At 35.2% G+C, this 17,783-nt stretch carries 14 protein-coding genes and 1 pseudogene; 9 read left to right on the top strand and 6 right to left on the bottom strand.

The window, feature by feature from the left end; translation table 11 throughout:
• Positions 1-433: 433 nt before the first annotated feature.
• The 5 genes from ACJZL3_RS05030 to ACJZL3_RS05050 all read left to right on the top strand — a co-directional run bounded on the left by ACJZL3_RS05030 (position 434) and on the right by ACJZL3_RS05050 (position 9,934).
• A complete protein-coding gene (locus tag ACJZL3_RS05030) occupies positions 434-577 on the top strand; it encodes a hypothetical protein (RefSeq protein WP_173862872.1) in 144 nt (47 codons plus the stop codon).
• A 388-nt stretch (positions 578-965) separates the two neighbouring features.
• Positions 966-3,527 carry an ATP-dependent chaperone ClpB gene (gene clpB, locus ACJZL3_RS05035; RefSeq protein WP_095742641.1) on the top strand — a complete coding sequence of 854 codons (2,562 nt, stop codon included), beginning with the start codon at positions 966-968 and terminating at the stop codon, positions 3,525-3,527.
• Between the two features lie 27 nt (positions 3,528-3,554).
• Positions 3,555-8,279, top strand: a complete 4,725-nt coding sequence (locus tag ACJZL3_RS05040; protein WP_419198967.1) for an NAD-glutamate dehydrogenase — start codon at positions 3,555-3,557, stop codon at positions 8,277-8,279.
• A 4-nt stretch (positions 8,280-8,283) separates the two neighbouring features.
• Positions 8,284-8,580 carry a Sec-independent protein translocase subunit TatB gene (gene tatB, locus ACJZL3_RS05045; protein ID WP_010082258.1) on the top strand — a complete coding sequence of 99 codons (297 nt, stop codon included), beginning with the start codon at positions 8,284-8,286 and terminating at the stop codon, positions 8,578-8,580.
• Entirely contained in the window at positions 8,552-9,934 is a 1,383-nt protein-coding gene (locus ACJZL3_RS05050) for a PleD family two-component system response regulator (RefSeq protein WP_010082259.1), read from the top strand. The genes tatB and ACJZL3_RS05050 overlap by 29 nt, the downstream gene beginning before the upstream one ends.
• A gap of 122 nt (positions 9,935-10,056) precedes the next feature.
• Here ACJZL3_RS05050 and ACJZL3_RS05055 read toward each other — a convergent pair whose 3' ends face one another.
• The 4 genes from ACJZL3_RS05055 to ACJZL3_RS05070 form a co-directional block, all read right to left on the bottom strand.
• The gene (locus tag ACJZL3_RS05055) at positions 10,057-10,221 is read right to left on the bottom strand and encodes a hypothetical protein (protein ID WP_010962440.1); all 165 of its coding nucleotides are present in this window, start codon (positions 10,219-10,221) and stop codon (positions 10,057-10,059) included.
• 172 nt (positions 10,222-10,393) lie between these two features.
• Positions 10,394-11,116, bottom strand: coding sequence for a DNA repair protein RecO (recO, locus tag ACJZL3_RS05060; protein ID WP_010082260.1), 723 nt, complete (start codon positions 11,114-11,116; stop codon positions 10,394-10,396).
• 66 nt (positions 11,117-11,182) lie between these two features.
• The gene (locus tag ACJZL3_RS05065; RefSeq protein WP_007548500.1) at positions 11,183-11,323 is read right to left on the bottom strand and encodes a hypothetical protein; all 141 of its coding nucleotides are present in this window, start codon (positions 11,321-11,323) and stop codon (positions 11,183-11,185) included.
• Positions 11,323-12,354, bottom strand: a complete 1,032-nt coding sequence (locus ACJZL3_RS05070; protein ID WP_419198694.1) for a PDDEXK nuclease domain-containing protein — start codon at positions 12,352-12,354, stop codon at positions 11,323-11,325. Before ACJZL3_RS05070 ends, ACJZL3_RS05065 begins: the two co-directional genes overlap by 1 nt.
• A 172-nt stretch (positions 12,355-12,526) precedes the next feature.
• Here ACJZL3_RS05070 and ACJZL3_RS05075 point away from each other — a divergent pair, with 172 nt between their 5' ends.
• On the top strand, positions 12,527-13,147 hold the full coding sequence (locus ACJZL3_RS05075) for a hypothetical protein (protein WP_419198695.1): 621 nt from the start codon (positions 12,527-12,529) through the stop codon (positions 13,145-13,147).
• Between the two features lie 697 nt (positions 13,148-13,844).
• Here ACJZL3_RS05075 and ACJZL3_RS05080 read toward each other — a convergent pair.
• Entirely contained in the window at positions 13,845-14,183 is a 339-nt protein-coding gene (locus ACJZL3_RS05080; RefSeq protein ID WP_006279908.1) for an outer membrane protein assembly factor BamE, read from the bottom strand.
• Between the two features lie 131 nt (positions 14,184-14,314).
• On the opposite strand from ACJZL3_RS05080, the gene ACJZL3_RS05085 reads away from it, so the two are divergent.
• The 3 genes from ACJZL3_RS05085 to tsaB all read left to right on the top strand — a co-directional run bounded on the left by ACJZL3_RS05085 (position 14,315) and on the right by tsaB (position 17,138).
• Positions 14,315-15,304, top strand: a complete 990-nt coding sequence (locus ACJZL3_RS05085; protein WP_419198696.1) for a ribonucleotide-diphosphate reductase subunit beta — start codon at positions 14,315-14,317, stop codon at positions 15,302-15,304.
• A 128-nt stretch (positions 15,305-15,432) separates the two neighbouring features.
• Entirely contained in the window at positions 15,433-16,563 is a 1,131-nt protein-coding gene (locus tag ACJZL3_RS05090; protein ID WP_419198697.1) for a cation:dicarboxylate symporter family transporter, read from the top strand.
• Positions 16,563-17,138, top strand: coding sequence for a tRNA (adenosine(37)-N6)-threonylcarbamoyltransferase complex dimerization subunit type 1 TsaB (gene tsaB, locus ACJZL3_RS05095; RefSeq protein ID WP_010962437.1), 576 nt, complete (start codon positions 16,563-16,565; stop codon positions 17,136-17,138). The genes ACJZL3_RS05090 and tsaB overlap by 1 nt, the downstream gene beginning before the upstream one ends.
• Here the strand turns inward: tsaB and ACJZL3_RS05100 are convergent.
• Positions 17,133-17,755, bottom strand: a pseudogene (locus tag ACJZL3_RS05100) (hypothetical protein). The gene tsaB and the pseudogene ACJZL3_RS05100 sit on opposite strands and share 6 nt — an antisense overlap.
• Positions 17,756-17,783 lie beyond the last annotated feature (28 nt).

Consider the following 17,783-nt stretch of genomic DNA (forward strand, 5'->3'; position numbering starts at 1 on the left):
GACCTGAAAGTCTTCGGTCATATTGTTTAAAAGGAGAGGAATTCCTTCAGAAAGAAACTAAAAGAGTTCTAAAACTTATTAAACCAGATGTTTTGCCATCTGAGTCTATGCATCAGTGCGAATCGGGTAACCGGTTGGTGCCAAGCGATGCGGACAATGAACCTCCTCTTGAAAAAGAAGATGCTCAATCGTGAAAGGAGCATAAACTACAAGCATCATGTGGTTGGAGAGCTAGGCTTAGTGGTATGGTGAACGTAAGTGAAGCTTCATAAGTATCGTAACGATTAAAGAGCTAAAGATGCTGATAAGCTCCGACCAAAAGGTAATGTGACATTTTTCATTTCTGGATGTACGCAAATCACCGGTATAGAGAAGTCACCTAACCCACTGTTGTATGACAGAAGGAACAGGGTAAGCCTGTATTTCCGCCTATATGGCAAGCAAACCGCAAGGAACGCTGATGAAAATGCAGGTAAAGGATAATGGAGAAAGCGAATGCCATTTTGTAACGAAATGTATAGAATTTGTAACATTAATTCGCGTGAAAACGAGCAGATTTCCATTTGGTCCCTCGTGACAAGAAACTTTGTTAACCACTTGAGGTAGAGAAGCAGATGACCTTACCCACAGAAATGATGAAGAAATTAGGAATATTTTTTACAAAAAGGACAATACTAACAAAAGAACTTTATTCTATTTAAAATATAAAGTTACAATAAATTTTCCTGTCATCTCCAAATAAATTACATTAACTTAGTATTGTATATTGTTAATAACTTAAATAATACAACCATTTTCAGCAACAAAAACCAAAGGTCTTGAGATACAAGATATTTGTATGGTTACTATGATAGTTCCTTTTTTAAGAAAGTTTTAAATTTCATACCTAACAATAAACAACTTTAGGTTTAAATTTATGAAATCAGTTGTTATATACATCAGCAAATACGAATTTAACTGGTGTTATGGACTTAAATAAATTTACCGAAAAAGCAAAAAGTCTAATTCAAAGTGCTCAAATGAAAGCGTTGGGAGCTGGGCATCAGATTTTTATGCCTGAGCATTTACTAAAAGTGATGCTTGAAGATGAATCAGGTTTAGTTCAGGATTTGATAAACGCTTGTGGTGGAAATGTGCAGAGTATTTCCGATGCTGTGGATAGTGCAATAAAAAAGTTGCCAGTAATTGAAGGTCCAGGAAGTGGTGGCCTTCAACTTTCAAGAGAAATAGCAAAAGTTTTTGAAGATTCAATTGGTATTGCAAAGAGAAATAAAGATTCATTTGTTGCTGTCGAGCGTTTACTGCAGGGCCTCACTGCACAAAAAGATGATACTGTAGGCAAAATTCTGGCAGAGAATGGTGTGACTCCACAAAAACTGAACTCAGTTGTTGCAGAAATGAGAAAGGGCAGCAGTGCGGACTCGCCAAACAGTGAGGAAAAATTAAATGCGGCAAAGAAATATACAAAAGATGTTACAGAGCTTGCTATGCAAGGAAAGCTTGATCCTGTAATTGGTCGTGATGAAGAGATCAGAAGAACTATGCAGGTATCACTGAGGCGGACAAAAAATAATCCAGTGCTGATCGGTGAACCTGGTGTTGGAAAAACTGCAATAGTTGAGGGGCTTGCAAATAGAATTGTTGCAAACGATGTACCACTTGGTTTGCATGATGCAAAGGTCTTAGCTTTGGATCTTGGAGCACTAATTGCTGGCACTAAGTTTAGAGGAGAATTTGAAGAAAGGTTAAAAGCAGTTATTAATGAGCTTTCGAGAGCGGAGGGAAAAGTTATCTTGTTTATAGATGAGCTTCATACTTTAGTTGGAGCAGGAGCAACAAGTGGTGCAATGGATGCCTCGAATCTGCTGAAGCCTGCTCTTGCGCGTGGAGAAATTCGCTGTATAGGAGCCACAACTTTAGATGAATATCGTCAGCATATAGAAAAAGATCCTGCACTTGCAAGGCGTTTTCAGCCTGTGTTTATCTCTCAACCAACTGAAACTGATACCATTTCAATACTCAGGGGTTTGAAGGAAAGATATGAGGTGCATCATGGTATAAGAATTACAGACGGTGCAATAATTGCTGCTGCAACGTTATCCAATAGATATATAACAGATAGGTTTTTACCTGATAAAGCAATTGATTTGATTGATGAAGCAGCAAGTAGGGTGAGAATTGAAATGGATAGCAAGCCTGAAGTTATTGATGAACTTGAGAGAAAGGTTATACAGCTAAAGATTGAAGCAGAGGCTCTAAAAAAAGAAAGTGATGAAAATTCTAAACAGCGTTTAAAAAAGATAAATGAAGAGATCGAAAATCTAAACAGTAAATTTGCTGACTTGAACAGCAAATGGCAGATGGAAAAGAATAAAATAGCTAGAATACAAGAAACAGCCGAAAAATTAGATAACGCTAGAAAAGAGTTGGAATTAGTTCAGCGTAGTGGGAATTTGGGAAGGGCAGGAGAGCTGATGTATGGTGTGATCCCTCAGCTTGAGAATGAATTAAAAAATCAGGAAAAGGTTACTGATAGTTTCTTAAAGAAAGAAGTGACTGGAGATGATATTGCAAACATTGTTTCAAAGTGGACGGGAATTCCAGTTGATAATATGATGCATAGTGAAAAGGAAAAACTCCTTAACATGGAGAATGAAATAGGAAGAAGAGTAATAGGGCAGAAAGATGCAATAGAAGCGATAAGTAATGCAGTTAGGCGCTCCCGCTCTGGGGTGCAAGATACCAATAAGCCTTTTGGTTCATTTTTATTTTTAGGTCCAACTGGAGTTGGTAAAACCGAACTTGCGAAAGCCTTAGCTGAATTTCTGTTTGACGATCAATCAGCGCTTTTGCGTTTTGATATGTCAGAATATATGGAAAAACATTCTGTTTCAAAGTTAATTGGCGCGCCTCCAGGGTATGTTGGCTATGAACAAGGTGGCAGATTAACTGAAGCGGTAAGAAGAAGGCCATATCAGGTTATTCTGTTTGATGAAATCGAGAAAGCAAATCCAGATATATTTAATCTATTGCTGCAAATCTTGGATGAGGGTAGACTCACTGATAGTCATGGTAAATTAATTGATTTTCGCAACACCATACTGATTTTAACTTCTAACCTTGGCGCTGAGATAATGCTAAAAGGGAATGTTGATTCTGTAAGAAATGAAGTGATGCAAATAGTTAAATCAGCATTTCGTCCAGAATTTTTAAACAGGCTGGATGAAATTATTATATTCCACAGTTTAACCAGAGATGACATCTATAAAATTATAGATGTTCAATTTTCTTATTTACAAAAAACACTTGCTAAGCGTAAACTGAGTATAAGTTTGTTGCAGGAAGCTAAAGAACTAATAGCACAAACTGGCTATGACCCTGAATATGGAGCAAGGCCCTTAAAAAGGGTTATACAAGAGTGTATTCAAAATAATTTAGCTAAATTAGTTTTATCAGGGGAAGTAGTAGAAAATGATGAGCTAATAGTGTACGCTCTTGATAATGAAATCTTAGTTAAAAAGGTTTAAGTTCACTGTGTATTTTTGTTAAAAAAAATGTGTATAGATCATAATGTTGACACTGAGTCTTTATTTAAGTTAGCTGATCAAGAAAATCAGCAAGATAAAGAAAAAATTAAAAAATTTATTAAGTATTTTTATAGTTTTGTTTATAAAAGCGACCTAAAAGCCAATGATAAGTTTTTGCTATATATTGTAAACGATGCTTACAATTTTGTTTCTCAAAAAGAGAAAGATGAAAGTAAGTTAGTAGTAAGCAATATAGATGATATACCAGGAATAGAAGGCGATTTTACCACGATTAAGATAACAAACGATGATATGCCATTTTTGGTTGACTCCGTTATTGCAACTATTAAGTCGCACGATTTAACCATATGCTATTACAGCAACAGCATAATTAACATTAAAAGAAAAGATGGCCTAATAGACGAGATTTACTCTTTGGAAGAAAGCAATGGAGTCAAAGAGTCAGTCATATATGTAATTATCAAAGGTATAAGTGACAGCTTTGTTGATACATTAAAAGAATCTCTACAGAAAACGCTGAAAGCGGTTAATTGCGTTGTGAAAAATTGGCACTTAATGCTCAAGAAACTTGATGAGGCAAGTCTTTCTGTCATCCCAGCTGGGATCCAGGAAAAGGACACGTGGATTCCAGTGTCACGCACTGGAATGACACCAGACCGAAATCAAGAGCAAAAAGATTTTCTAGTTTGGTTAAAGAATAATAACTTCGTATTTCTAGGTTATCAAGAATATATTGCTGGTAAAGATGAAAAACTCGTCTGTGACAGCAAAAAGGACCTTGGCCTGATGAGAGTAGGTCAAAGTACGTTGATTCCTTCTGCAAACCTTGATTCCCTATACATATTGAGATCAGATCTAATCTCAATAGTCCATCGGCGTACATACATGAATTGTATAGGAGTAAAAGAATTTGATGACCAGGGTAATGTGGTAAAGGAACGGCGTTTTTTCGGGCTATTTACTTCTGTAGCGGAGGTCCAAGATATTAGAACTATTCCAATAATAAGAGATAAAGTTAAAGTTATAGAAAAAAATGCAGGGTTTGTAACCGGGGGCCACAATAACAAAGCTTTGATTTCTATTTTGCAAGTGTTCTCTTGTGATGAATTATTCCAATCAAATGAAGACGAATTATTTAAAATTTGCATTTCGATCATGTCTCTTGCGATTAGGCCAAGGGTCAGATTATTTTTAAGAAGAGTCGGGGATTTTATTAGTTGCATAGTGCTGATACCGATGCGTTATGCTAGCGCTAGGCTAATGTTCAAGATACGTGACATATTGAAGGATGAGACAAGTGCAGGAAGTTCAGATATTTATAACAATCACATTATCAATGAATATGATTTGATGAAATTGCATGTAGTGCTAAAGACCAAAAATGCTAGCGTTCTTGATGATGAAGTTTTGCGTATCGAAAACAAATTAAGAAACATTACAGAAAAGTGGGAAGATCGTTTTATAGACAATTTATACAATACTTTTAGCACTGTTGAGGATATATTCATCCGTTATTGCAAGGCATTTCCAATAAGCTATCAAGAGAGTTTCGAACCTCATGACGCATATTACGATATGAAAAAATTGGAGATAGTGAGGAAGAAAGGAGTTAGCGAGGTCGATTTAAGACTTACTCGTGATAATCTTAATTATCAATTAAAGGTTTATACTCCAAACAATGGAGGCCTTGAATTATCGAAGATATTAAGGATCACTAAGAATTTGGGAGCTAAAATTCTATCTCATAATGGCTATTACATAGAAATTAACGGTGGAATATGGATACACCATTTTGTGTTGTCAAGAGTCGATGAATTAATAGACAACATTACTCTAAAAGAGCAATTTGAAATAACACTTGCGAAAGTGTTTAGCAAGGAAATTAAAAATGACTATTTCAATAGTTTGATCATTATTGCTGGGCTCAAGTGGAAAGAAGTGCTTCTGGTTAGAGCGTTAAGTGCTTACCTAAAGCAGACGTCATTTAACTACAATCCAGAATATATCCAAAAGGTAGTCTCAGAGCATCCAAAAATAGTAAAGTATTTGATACAACTATTTCATGCAAGATTTGATCCTAACATAGACATTGATAGAGCAGAAACTACGGACATTGTCAGAGAAAAAATTGAGGAACTTCTAAAAGAGATCAGCAATGTTTCACATGATTACGTTTTGCGCTCGATATTTAACTTGATAATGGCTATTTTAAGGACCAGTTATTATCAAGACGATAAACCATATTTATCTACAAAATTTGACTCAAGTAAAATAAATGGTTTACCTGATCCTCGTCCGTATCGTGAATTGTATATTTATTCAAACCTTTTTGAGGGAATACATCTAAGAGGAGGGAAATTAGCCCGTGGTGGCTTAAGGTGGTCGGATAGGACGGAAGATTTTCGCACTGAAGTTTTGGGGCTCATGAAAGCTCAGATGACAAAAAATGCGGTTATTGTCCCTGTTGGTGCAAAGGGTGGGTTTGTAATAAAGCAAGCTTATAAAGATAAGAATATTTTAAGAGAGAAAAGTGTTGAGTGCTATAAGAGTTTTATCAGAGGAATGCTTGATATTACTGATAACGTGGTTGATGGTAAAATAATTCCACCAGAGAATGTGATTAGGTATGATGAAGATGATCCATATCTCGTGGTTGCTGCTGATAAAGGAACTGCTTCATTTTCTGATTATGCCAACCAGATAGCCTCTGAATATAACTTTTGGCTTGGCGATGCATTTGCATCTGGTGGATCAGTAGGTTACGACCATAAGAAAATGGGTATTACAGCAAGAGGTGCATGGATTGCAGCACAGAGGCATTTTTGGAAAATGAATAAGGATATTTACCAGGATGCAACTGTTATTGGAATTGGGGATATGGCTGGCGATCTATTTGGAAACGGTATGCTGCTTTCAAAAAATATACATTTAATCGGCGCATTTAACCATATGCATATTTTTATTGATCCAAATCCTGATGCAGAAAAGAGTTTCACAGAACGTAAACGTCTCTTTAAGTTACCATTTTCAACCTGGATGGATTATAACAAAGATTTGATCTCTCAGGGTGGCGGGGTATTTGAGCGTAGCAGCAAGCAAGTAAATCTTTCTCAAGAAATGAAAAAATGCTTTGACATAACGGAAGATACGTTATCTCCAAGTGATTTGATTAGATATCTACTCAAAGCAGAAGTGGACTTCATATGGAACGGAGGAATCGGCACGTTTGTTAAGGCAAAGAGTGAAAGTCATAGCATGGTCGGTGACAAAGCAAACGATGAATTAAGAGTAAACGGTAAGGATATTAGAGCTTCTATGTTTATAGAGGGTGGAAATCTTGGTTGTACACAGCTTGGGAGAATAGAATATGCTGAAAGAGGTGGATATATCAATGCAGATTTTGTTGATAATTCAGCCGGAGTGATATGTTCGGACCTTGAAGTTAACATTAAGATTGCATTTGTTTCAGCTATGAAAGCAGGGGGTATTTCTTTAGAAAAAAGGAATGAAATACTGGCAAGTATGGTGGATGAAGTTGCATCCAAGGTGCTTGAGAACCACAACAGAATTGAAACAAAAGCATTACTTCTTGAGTGTTTGCAAGCTAAAGAGAGATTGGAGCAGGACCACAGGTTACTGCTCAGTTTAGAAAAATCTGGGCTGTTAAACCGAAGCGTAGAATTTCTTCCAGCTGACGAAGAGGTAGCAAGGATGTTAACCAGTGCAGAAGGTTTCAGTTCTCCTCAGCTTTCTATTCTAATATCTTATGCTAGAACAGCAATAAAAAATAAAATTATACATTCCGATCTGCCTGAAAAAGATCTTATATCTAATGACTACTTGCTAGGTTATTTTCCTAAAAAGATGTTAACAGAGTTTAAGGATTTCATATTAAAACACCAACTTCGTAGAGAAATTATCTCCACTTGCATTGCAAATGATGTTGTAAATAGGATGGGCTGTATATTTATTAATAATTTAGTTGAGAATACTGGAATTAAGGTACACGAAGCAGTTAACATATATATCGTTGTTAACCACCTATATGATTTAAATAACCTGTGGCAGAAAATTGATGAATTGGATGGAAAAATTGATATTAACTCATACTTGCAAATAGTGAGAAATGTGCAGAAATTTATTGGCAGAGTATCGTTTTGGTTAGTAAAAAATCTTAGCTTTGTAGAATTGGATGATGTTACAAAATTTAAAGATGCAATTGAAACTTTAGGCCATGATGTTTTAGATGAACACCTGTTAAAGGTCTATAATCATGGATACACTTCTTTAGTGGAACTTAATATAGATAAAGATCTAGCAAAAAAAATTGCTGACCTGTGCGTTCTTACTTATGCACTGGATATTATATCTGTTGCTGAACAGACATCTTTGTCCATTCTTGATGCTGGTAAAATATACTTTGAGTTAAAGTCGCTGTTAAGATTCGATCTGATTAGGACAATTGCCATCAAGATGAAAAGCCGCTCTTCTTATTGGGATCGCAGCTTAGTTAATGATTTATTGGACGATTTAAGCAATTACCATCACAAGCTAGCTGTTAAAGTCATAAAAGCTACTGATAACCCTGAAGATAAGGTTCAAACCTGGGCTTGTAATGATAAGGACTACATAGAACGTTATAATAGTTTTTTAGATGAGATGGTTGCTTCTAAACTTGATTTAAGCAAATTAATATTTATAATCAGAAGGATTAAAGTACTTGCTTCATAGGAAAATGTTCAATATAGGTCTTTCAGAAATTTTAGTTGTAGCTTTAGTGAGCATAATTGTTCTTGATAAAAATAAGGTACCTGTATTTATTGATTTTATTAAGACTATATATAGGTATTTTACAATTGTAAGGTTAAAAGCCAGAAGGTTATTGAAGGATGCCGGAATTGAAGACTTATATAAAGAGTGTAATACTGAGAAAGTAAATTACATAGTTGGTAAAAATGGTAAGCTTTATCCTACTTACGATATAGATAATACATCTAAAGATAATGACAGCGAAGATTCTGGTAGTAGATGATGTACTATCTAATGTCAAGCTTTTAGAAGCTCGACTAAAAGCAGAGTACTATACGGTTATCGTAGCTCATGATGGTGAAGAAGCTATAGATTTAGTAGCAAAGCAGCAGCCTGATATTATATTACTTGATATCATGATGCCAAAGATGAATGGCTTTGAAGTTTGTAAGGAGCTAAAGAGTGATCCCTTGACAACCCATATTCCAATAATTATGGTAACTGCGCTGCATGATACTCATGATAGAGTGCAAGGTATTAATGCTGGCGCGGATGATTTTCTGACTAAACCAATAAACGAAACTGCTTTATCTTCACGAATTAAGTCTCTCACACGCTTAAAGATGATTATCGATGAATTGCGTTTGAGAGGAGAAACTAACGCTGAGATTGGTGGAGTCGCAGGAAACAGTATTATGGATTATTCCAATCAGATTTTTGATGCTAACGTACTTGTTATAGATGAGGATGTTCATCAAGCAGAGCAGATATATAATATATTAAAGCAACGCTTTAGGTCAATTAAAATACTGAGTGATCCAATGGAAGCATTGAAGGTTGGTATTGAGAATGGTTACGACCTGATCATTTCTGATATGCAATTTTCAAAAACTGACGGCTTGCGTTTGTGTTCTGAGTTTCGTAGTAAGGTGGAAACACGTTATACACCAATTCTGATTCTTTCTGAGGATTATGATAAAAACAATTTAGTAAAAGCACTTGATGTAGGTGCTAATGATTATTTAACAGTACCTTTGGATGAGGGTGAGCTAATAGCAAGGGTTAATTCGCAAGTAAAACGCAAAAGATATCAAGATGCCTTGAGAATGAATTTATTTAATAATGCGGAAATGTCTATAAAGGACCCATTAACTAACTGTTATAATAGAAGATATTTTGATGCACACTTAAGAAACATTGTTAAGGACTCTGTGGAAAAGGATAGAAGGTTGTCTCTTATGATACTTGATATAGACTATTTTAAGATAGTGAATGACAGTTTTGGGCATAGTGCTGGAGATGAACTTTTAAAGCAAATACAGAAAAGAATTTCTGAAAATATCAGAGTGACAGATTTACTAGCTAGGTTTGGTGGTGAGGAGTTTGTTGTTGTAATGCCAGATACCAATGTATCAGATGCGTATACTATTGCGGAGAGAATACGAAAAATTATTGCTAAAAAACCTTTTATACTTGCGGATAAAAATACAACCCACGATGTAACTGTGAGCATTGGAATTGCAGAAATGCAAGAATCTGACCTTGACAATATTAAAGAATTTATAGTACGTGCCGACAAATATTTATATAAAGCAAAAAACAGTGGTAGAAATAGAGTGGTTACTGGCTATAGCTAAAGTGGCTTAAGTTTGCCGACAACCGTCATTCCGCTACTAGTTAGCGGAATCTATGCTGAGATACCGCGAATGAATCGCGGTATGACGGTTCGCGGCAGCATGACGATAAGGTTTATACCTTGTCATTCCAGTGCTTGACACTGGAATCCAGTTTTCCATATAATCTCATCGAAAACGTTGTAACCACTTTCCATGCTAGTTTGCTTGTTCACAAGCAAACTTTTCTGGATCCCAGTGTCTGGGCACTGGGATGACATCATAGGGGCGCTGGGATGACACCCTGACAACCGTCGTCCCGCTGCTTGTTAGCTGGATCTATGCTAAGAGATACCGTGAATAAATCACGGTATGACGGTTCGCGGTGGCATGACGATAAGTTCGTCATCCCGCTACTTGTTAGCTGGATCTATGCTAAGAGATACCGCGAATGAATCGCGGTATGACGTAGGACTGCTAAGATTAAAGCGACAACATGAGGTTTCTCAGCTCTGGAAATTTCACGTTTAACTGCAAAAATAGATACTTATTTAAAAAATATCCTGTGACTTTCAGTCCTAACTGAAATTCTTGGAATGAGTAGCTGTTTTGTAGGTTATTATTGTATACATCATGTAACATTTGTGGAAAAGGTAGGAGTTTATCTGCATAATAATCTCCTACTTTTTTTGACACTGCTCTACCAGTTTTTGGAGAAATAAATTGTAAATTTTCCTTAACACCTGTTACAGCGCATTTGGATAAGTCTAACTTGAATCCCAATTGCGTAAGAAGCAGAAGCTCTAAGTTAAGATAATGGCTTTGCCAAGACTGATTGTTGTGTTTAATTACATCGATGAAATATCGAAAATTGTCATACAGCATGGCACAGGGTTCACTTTCTGGAAGCACTTTTTCTAAAATAGAGGAGAAAGAAACAATAGTAATGCTTTTTAACCTATCTTGAAAGAAATGATGGAATGGAGATTCGATTAATTCGCACTTAAAAAAACCTAGATTTTCAGGTAACTTAGCACTCCATTCTGCATGTAATAGATTACTTATCTGAAACTTATAATTGCTATTGTTTGTTAGCTTAGTTAATCCCCTGCGCTTTCCATGATTTTTTGTAAACAGAGAAAGAATTAAGTTTTTATCGCCGTATTTTTTAGCAGCTATAATGATGCCTTCATCTTTCCATCTCATTTAGAGTGTATTGACCGTATGATATATAGGATAGTGCACCTAGAGCGTGTAATCCATAAAAATCACTTACTCCGTTACTGTTTGCTTCCAAAGTTTCAAGGCTATGAGAGAGTAAGTTATTGGCTGCCACTCTTCTTCCTGAGCCTGATGCATTTCATACTGAGCTTTTGGTTTGCTAAATAATTGTTTGAATGATTTTAGTAACATTACTTTTCCTCGTCTGAAATTTTGGATAATTCAGCTTCTAATTCTTCTATCGTCGGTAAAGCTGTTTTTATGTTCTCTGGTAGATTTTCAGTTATTCGATATTCTGCTAGCCCTATTGGCTTGTTCATGTCTCGGAGTGTATATTTAGCAAGTACATCGTCTTTAGATTTACATAAGATTAACCCTATAGAAGGTTGATCTGTCGAGTGCTTCAGTAAATCATCAACTGCAGAAAGATAAAAATTCATTTTACCAGCATATTCCGGCTTAAAATCCTTATCTTTTAGTTCAATCACTACGAAGCAACGTAACTTTAAATGATAGAATAATAAATCAACATAAAAGTCTTTATTACCAACATCTAAATGAAATTGTCTACCAACAAATGCAAATCCTTCACCGAGTTCTAACAGAAATTTTTCCATATGCCCTACGAGTCCTTTTTCTACTTCTCTTTCATGAGCATCCTTACCTATACTTAAAAAATCAAAAATATACGGATCTTTTAATGTGTAATGTGCTAGATCGGATTGTGGAGATGGTAATTTTTCTTTAAAATTAGTTATTGCTTTTCCTTGACGTTTATGTAGTCCAAGTTCTATCTGCATCACCATAATGTTACGTGACCAGCCATGTTCAATAGCTTTTTTTACATAAAATAATCTTATTTCATGACTTTCTATTTTTTCCAAAAGAGTGATATTGTGATACCAAGTTAATTGTGCAAGAGGCTCCTGCACAAATTCAACATCAGGATATTCTTCGGCAAACTTACGCATATACTTCAGATTTCTCATGCTAAAGCCTTTCATTTCTGGAAATGTACTTCTCAAATCCTTACTTAATTGATCAATTACCTTAGCTCCCCAGGTATGTTCTTTTTGGCGTTTTAGGATCTCTGTACCAATATGGTGGTAAAGCAAAATAAGCTTACTATTTACTGCAAGTGCTGCTTTATAACGGTTTGTTGCAATATGATCCTTCAATTGCTCTAAAAATTCTGTATATTCTTTTGCTATAATTTTTGTCATACGGTTCCTTTTAATCCATTATACAATTCCTTTGTCTGTCGAGAAGACAATCTTCCGCTTGCCTTCAGCTTTGAAGGGATTCCTTATTGACTTCAAACTCGTCCATCAACTAAAATATATTGACTTTACGTGCAATATTAGCTTTAAACCAGTAAAACAAGCTGCTTAACATATGCGTTTTTTCTATTCGAATTATATTCTTTTTTTGTCTTTATGTTGTTTTTTGCTTTTTTCGTTATCTTCAACAAAAGCCCAAACGAATGATACGTTAGCTGTTCCTATACCACAAAGGAAAAAAGAAATAGTTGAGCACACTGTTGCAGCACAACCGAGGCAAATTATCGAAATGCAAGAAGAAGTCATTATTAACGAGGGTAAAGAATTCATTCCAATTCCAAAAAGAAAAAAAAGTGTAGAGAAAAAACTAAGAAGGGATGTTAGAGGGGCAAAAAATGAAATAGGAAACGAAAAAAGCGTTGAGAGCAAAAAGGATGAATTAGTTGTAACAGAAATTATTAACTCTATAAGAGACAAGCTCACAAAATGCTGGAGCATTCCTGAAAGCATAGCTTACAAAGAAAATTTTAATATAAAAATTAACTTATTGTTATCCAGTCAAGGCGAGATAATTATGGCGGATGTAGCAGACAGTGATTCCTATCGAAATAATCCACTTTTCAGGTCGATAGCAGATAATGCAATGCGTGCAGTATATAAATGTAGCCCATTGACCGGCTTGCCTACTCAGCACCACCACATTTGGCGTGAAGTAACACTAGATTTTATTCTATAGCTAAAGTAATTCTATAATTTAATAAGCCCACTGTATCCGTTCAGAATAGCAGCAAGGTAGTATAACCATAGAGTAAAAGTGAGTTTACAACAAATGGTGTCATCCCAGTGCTTGACACTGGGATGGCTTTGTTGCATCGCTACTTATGAAAGGCTAACTATAGTTAGGATTATAAGCAACCTATTGAAAATCTTGTTTTTTTGCAATCAATCTGATCAAATTTAAGAATAGTAATTTGTTATTTATATTAATAAATTTAATTCTATTGAAAATAGCTAAAGCATTGAAATTCTTGAATTTTAGCCGGATTGGTAAATGGTAGTGAAATTTCTTTTACTCAAATTTAGGTATTCATTGACCGTTCTTGTTATAAATACCAGAATAATAAGCTACTGATATTCCCTATCTTTTTTATCTTTAATCCATCATAGCTAGCGATGCAACAAAGCCCACTGGGATCCAGTTTTCTTTACAAATTCACCAAAAGTGCTTCATTCTATAACGCAAAACCCATACTTACCAAACCCAATGCATTACTTGCAATTAAGTTTCCTGGATCCAAGTAGTCTGGGCACTGCCGTCATAAAGGAACTAGTGTCAGCTACTTTCATGACACCCTTCTGGTAGGCCCAAATCGCAATGTTCGTACAGTTATGGAATGAACCGCGGTATGACGTAGGAAGATCTGAGCAAACTTTCAATCAGAAACAGCCAAAGATCTCTCTAAGATGTCAGTTTCTTTTGTATCTTCAACTTTACCGTCCTGGTCGAATGAAATTTGCAGAGACTTACTACTATACTTCCTTTTTCCTAAAAAATTGGCTTGTTTAATTTTATATGAGACATAGTACCAAACATTGTCATCGAACTTTGATACTAATGTTGGTGATCCTAAAGTGTGAACCACTTTTTCTTTATCGTCACCTACTTTTATCTTGCTCCACAATTCAACACTAATGCCAGGAGCTCCGTGATTGTGAATAGTGTGAGTGCAGCTCACTGTAAATAATAAAATAAAAGATATTAATACTCGCATTTCTGTTGATAAATTACTTGAAGCTATAATACACTAATAAATTATCTGCCGTCAAATTTCAAAAAAGTTAAATTGACTGATTCTCAATATCACTTAATATAATATTTACTTTAGAAAATAATAGGTGTCTTATGTCATTGTTAGAAGCAGATCCAATATACAAACCTTTTAATTACCCTTGGGCGTATGATGCGTGGCTGCAGCAACAAAGAATCCATTGGATACCTGAAGAAGTTCCGCTCGCTGATGACGTGAAGGATTGGAAAACTAAACTTTCAAGTGTAGAAAAAAATCTACTAACCCAGATCTTTAGATTTTTTACTCAGGCAGACATTGAAGTAAATAACTGCTACATGAGGCATTATTCAAATATATTTAAGCCAACAGAAATATGCATGATGCTTGCAAGCTTTTCCAATATGGAAACCATACACATTGCAGCTTATTCTTATCTTTTAGACACAATTGGCATGCCAGAAAGTGAGTATCAAGCATTTTTAAAGTATGATGCTATGAGAAAGAAATATGAATATATGTTGGAATTCGAGGAAAGCAAAAAACACGATAAAAAACATGTAGCTAAAACTCTAGCAGTGTTTGGTGCATTCACTGAAGGGTTGCAGTTATTTGCATCATTTGCAATTTTGCTCAATTTCCAACGTTTTGGAAAAATGAAAGGAATGGGGCAGATAATCGCCTGGTCAGCCCGTGATGAAACTTTGCACACCAATTCAATTATCATGTTATTTAATACATTTATTAAAGAGAATAATGAAATTTGGGACAACGAGTTTAAAGAGGAATTATATTCTGCATGTCGCACCATCGTTGAACTTGAGGACGAATTCATAAAGCTTGCCTTTGATTTAGGAGATGTTGAAGGACTATCCGCAGAAGAAGTGTGCAATTACATACGCTACGTAGCAAACAGACGGTTAATGCAATTAGGTCTTGAGTCCATATATGATGTCAATGATAATCCTATTCCGTGGCTTGATGAAATACTAAATGGCGTTGAACATACGAATTTCTTTGAAAATAGAGTAACAGAGTATAGCCGCGCAGCAACTCAAGGCACGTGGGAAGAAGCTTTTACTGAAAATGACACGAATAATAAGTGAATGCTAATTTCACTCTTTTTTGTCATTCCACTTTCATTACACCATTTGCTGTGCAGTTTAGACAGTTTTGCTTTACTTAACAACTAACTTACCATATATATGTCCATAGGACATTGGTATATAAGAACGTGCTACAACTATTAATCTTACTCACGGTCATCACTTCAGCTGCATTCTTTGGTCATTTAGTTCCAATGGAAGTAAAAACCTTCTTGTACTCAACGAGCCTTAGTATAAAAGAGGTTTTGCTATTTATAATGCCTTTTATTATTTTTGCGTTAATCTTTAGCAGTGTTAACAATCTTAAGCAGTCAGCTATAAAGTTCATATTGTTACTTATTATAATGATCTTCTTATCGAATCTGGCTTCAAGTTTAATAGCTTATTCTGTTGGGCATTTTATCACACAAAACACTTATTCAATACAAGATATAACGTATGAAGAAACAATTGTTCCCTTATGGTCGTTTAGACTGCCTGCATTGCTTTCTAATTTTTATGCCCTTGCTTGTGGATTTGTGTCCAGCATAGTAGTGTCCACACTGCTACCCAAAAAAAGCAGAGAGCTTTCGAACAAAATGTTAGATTTAACTCTCTTTATTTTGAAGACGTTTTTGACGCCGATTATTCCAATATTTGTACTTGGGCTTGCTTTAAAAATGCAGCATGATCAAGTTTTATCTATAATATTTAAGGATTACTCAATAATTTTCATTATTATAGCATCTGCAACCTACCTTTATGTTTTCCTCTTATATGGAGCAGCAAATTCATTCAAGATCACAAGCTGGATAGCTAGTATAGGCAATATGATACCGGCATTTATTACTGCAATGAGCACAATGTCTAGTAATGCAACTATGCCGCTTACTCTTGAAGGAAGCAAAAAAAATGTAAAGCAACCTGACATAGCATCGTCTGTTGTGCCAATAACTGCTAGCTTTCATTTAGTAGGTGATTGCTTTTTTATTATAATATTATCAATGATAATTGCCTCCGGTTATTCATTGTGCACAACAGACTATGTAACTTTCCTTCTCTATTTTTTGTTATTTAAGTTTGCTATCGTGGCAGTTCCGGCAGGAGGAATTATGGTAATGCTACCTATTCTTGAGAAATACCTCAAATTTTCTCCAGAAATGCTTTCGTTAATCACAGCACTGTATATAGTGTTTGATCCAATAATCACTTCAGCAAACGTTATGGGTAATGGTGCCTTTGCTATAATGTTTACAAAACTCTATGATAAGCTTAAGTAATGTCTATTTTAGCGATTGATACTGTAGGTATTGGTAGTTCAATAGCAATAGTTGATTATGATGGTAACTGTTTTGTAGAGCACAATTCCGCCAGCAACAATCATGCAGAATCATTTTTTCAAATTCTGAATACTTTGTTTGATAAGCACAACTATAATTATGATAAAATAGATCATTTAGTGGTAGTAGTTGGACCAGGAAGTTTCACTGGAATTAGAGTTGGTATATCAGCTGCACAAGGTATAAATCTTGCTACAAATAAGCCATTATACGGAGTTAGTGCGCTGGAAGTTCAAGCCTACGCAATATCTTTGCTTTGTACGAATAACAAAAAAAATATCAGAGCTATAGTCAAAAATGCTCAAGGGTTTTATACGCAGTTATTTGATTTCAATTTATTGCCACTATCTGCACCTGGATCCCAGTGTCACGCTACAAGCAGTACACATATGGATTGCAATTTAAATGCTAGCCATGCAGGGCTATTAGTCCGTTATAGATTAGAGAACAAGCAAAAATTAAATGAAGTTGAAGCTCTATATTTAAATGAGCCTCAGTATATGAAATCATTATAGACTATTCTTTCGCGTACATGCAATGTTACTAAGCTTGTGCATCTGGTTTACTATCTCTTGAGCTACTTCTTTTATACTCATATCTGAATTTTCTATCTCTATGGCACTTGGTGGTATAAATAAATCGTCAGTCCTAAATTTCTCTACAATGCTATTTAGATTAATCACCTTCCTATTTTTTCTTTGCCTTTTTAATGCAATACGCTTTTGTAATGTCGGTAGATCACACCTAAGTACCACAGGAAGGATTTCTGTGTTCATTTTTTACTAAGCCTTACTATTGAATCATACATCCTCATGTTCTGGTCATTATTTTCCATCAACTCATCAATAAATATGTAATTTTTTGAGTGAATCGGATAATTTTCTATTACCTGAAGCATAATTTGCATAATGCCATATATTCTATCTTGAACTTCTTTAGGTATTTGATCACGTTCAAAGACACCATCGTATATAGAGCAAGCTTGAACATTGTTATAGAACTTACTATTTACAATTAATGCGTTTATCATATTAGATAATTCTATTGCTGTGGAAAGTTTACCACTTCCCGAAAGACCAGAGAGATATATGAAAAATCCTGCTGGCTGTTTTTTTGTGTTAATATTTACCATATTATTTTCAATCTTGAAACTTACATTT

Source organism: Wolbachia endosymbiont of Rhagoletis cingulata (genome assembly GCF_048537655.1).
GTDB classification, from domain to species: Bacteria; Pseudomonadota; Alphaproteobacteria; order Rickettsiales; family Anaplasmataceae; genus Wolbachia; species Wolbachia pipientis.

What these genes read in the sequence shown, in the direction of transcription:
- ACJZL3_RS05070 (WP_419198694.1), bottom strand. Translation starts at nt 12,354, where the DNA reads ATGACAAAAATTATAGCAAAAGAATATACAGAATTTTTAGAGCAATTG.
- ACJZL3_RS05080 (WP_006279908.1), bottom strand. Translation starts at nt 14,183, where the DNA reads ATGCGAGTATTAATATCTTTTATTTTATTATTTACAGTGAGCTGCACT.
- ACJZL3_RS05085 (WP_419198696.1), top strand. Translation starts at nt 14,315, where the DNA reads ATGTCATTGTTAGAAGCAGATCCAATATACAAACCTTTTAATTACCCT.
- tatB (WP_010082258.1), top strand. Translation starts at nt 8,284, where the DNA reads ATGTTCAATATAGGTCTTTCAGAAATTTTAGTTGTAGCTTTAGTGAGC.
- ACJZL3_RS05075 (WP_419198695.1), top strand. Translation starts at nt 12,527, where the DNA reads ATGCGTTTTTTCTATTCGAATTATATTCTTTTTTTGTCTTTATGTTGT.
- ACJZL3_RS05040 (WP_419198967.1), top strand. Translation starts at nt 3,555, where the DNA reads ATGTGTATAGATCATAATGTTGACACTGAGTCTTTATTTAAGTTAGCT.
- ACJZL3_RS05030 (WP_173862872.1), top strand. Translation starts at nt 434, where the DNA reads ATGGCAAGCAAACCGCAAGGAACGCTGATGAAAATGCAGGTAAAGGAT.
- ACJZL3_RS05065 (WP_007548500.1), bottom strand. Translation starts at nt 11,323, where the DNA reads ATGTTACTAAAATCATTCAAACAATTATTTAGCAAACCAAAAGCTCAG.
- recO (WP_010082260.1), bottom strand. Translation starts at nt 11,116, where the DNA reads ATGAGATGGAAAGATGAAGGCATCATTATAGCTGCTAAAAAATACGGC.
- clpB (WP_095742641.1), top strand. Translation starts at nt 966, where the DNA reads ATGGACTTAAATAAATTTACCGAAAAAGCAAAAAGTCTAATTCAAAGT.
- tsaB (WP_010962437.1), top strand. Translation starts at nt 16,563, where the DNA reads ATGTCTATTTTAGCGATTGATACTGTAGGTATTGGTAGTTCAATAGCA.
- ACJZL3_RS05050 (WP_010082259.1), top strand. Translation starts at nt 8,552, where the DNA reads ATGACAGCGAAGATTCTGGTAGTAGATGATGTACTATCTAATGTCAAG.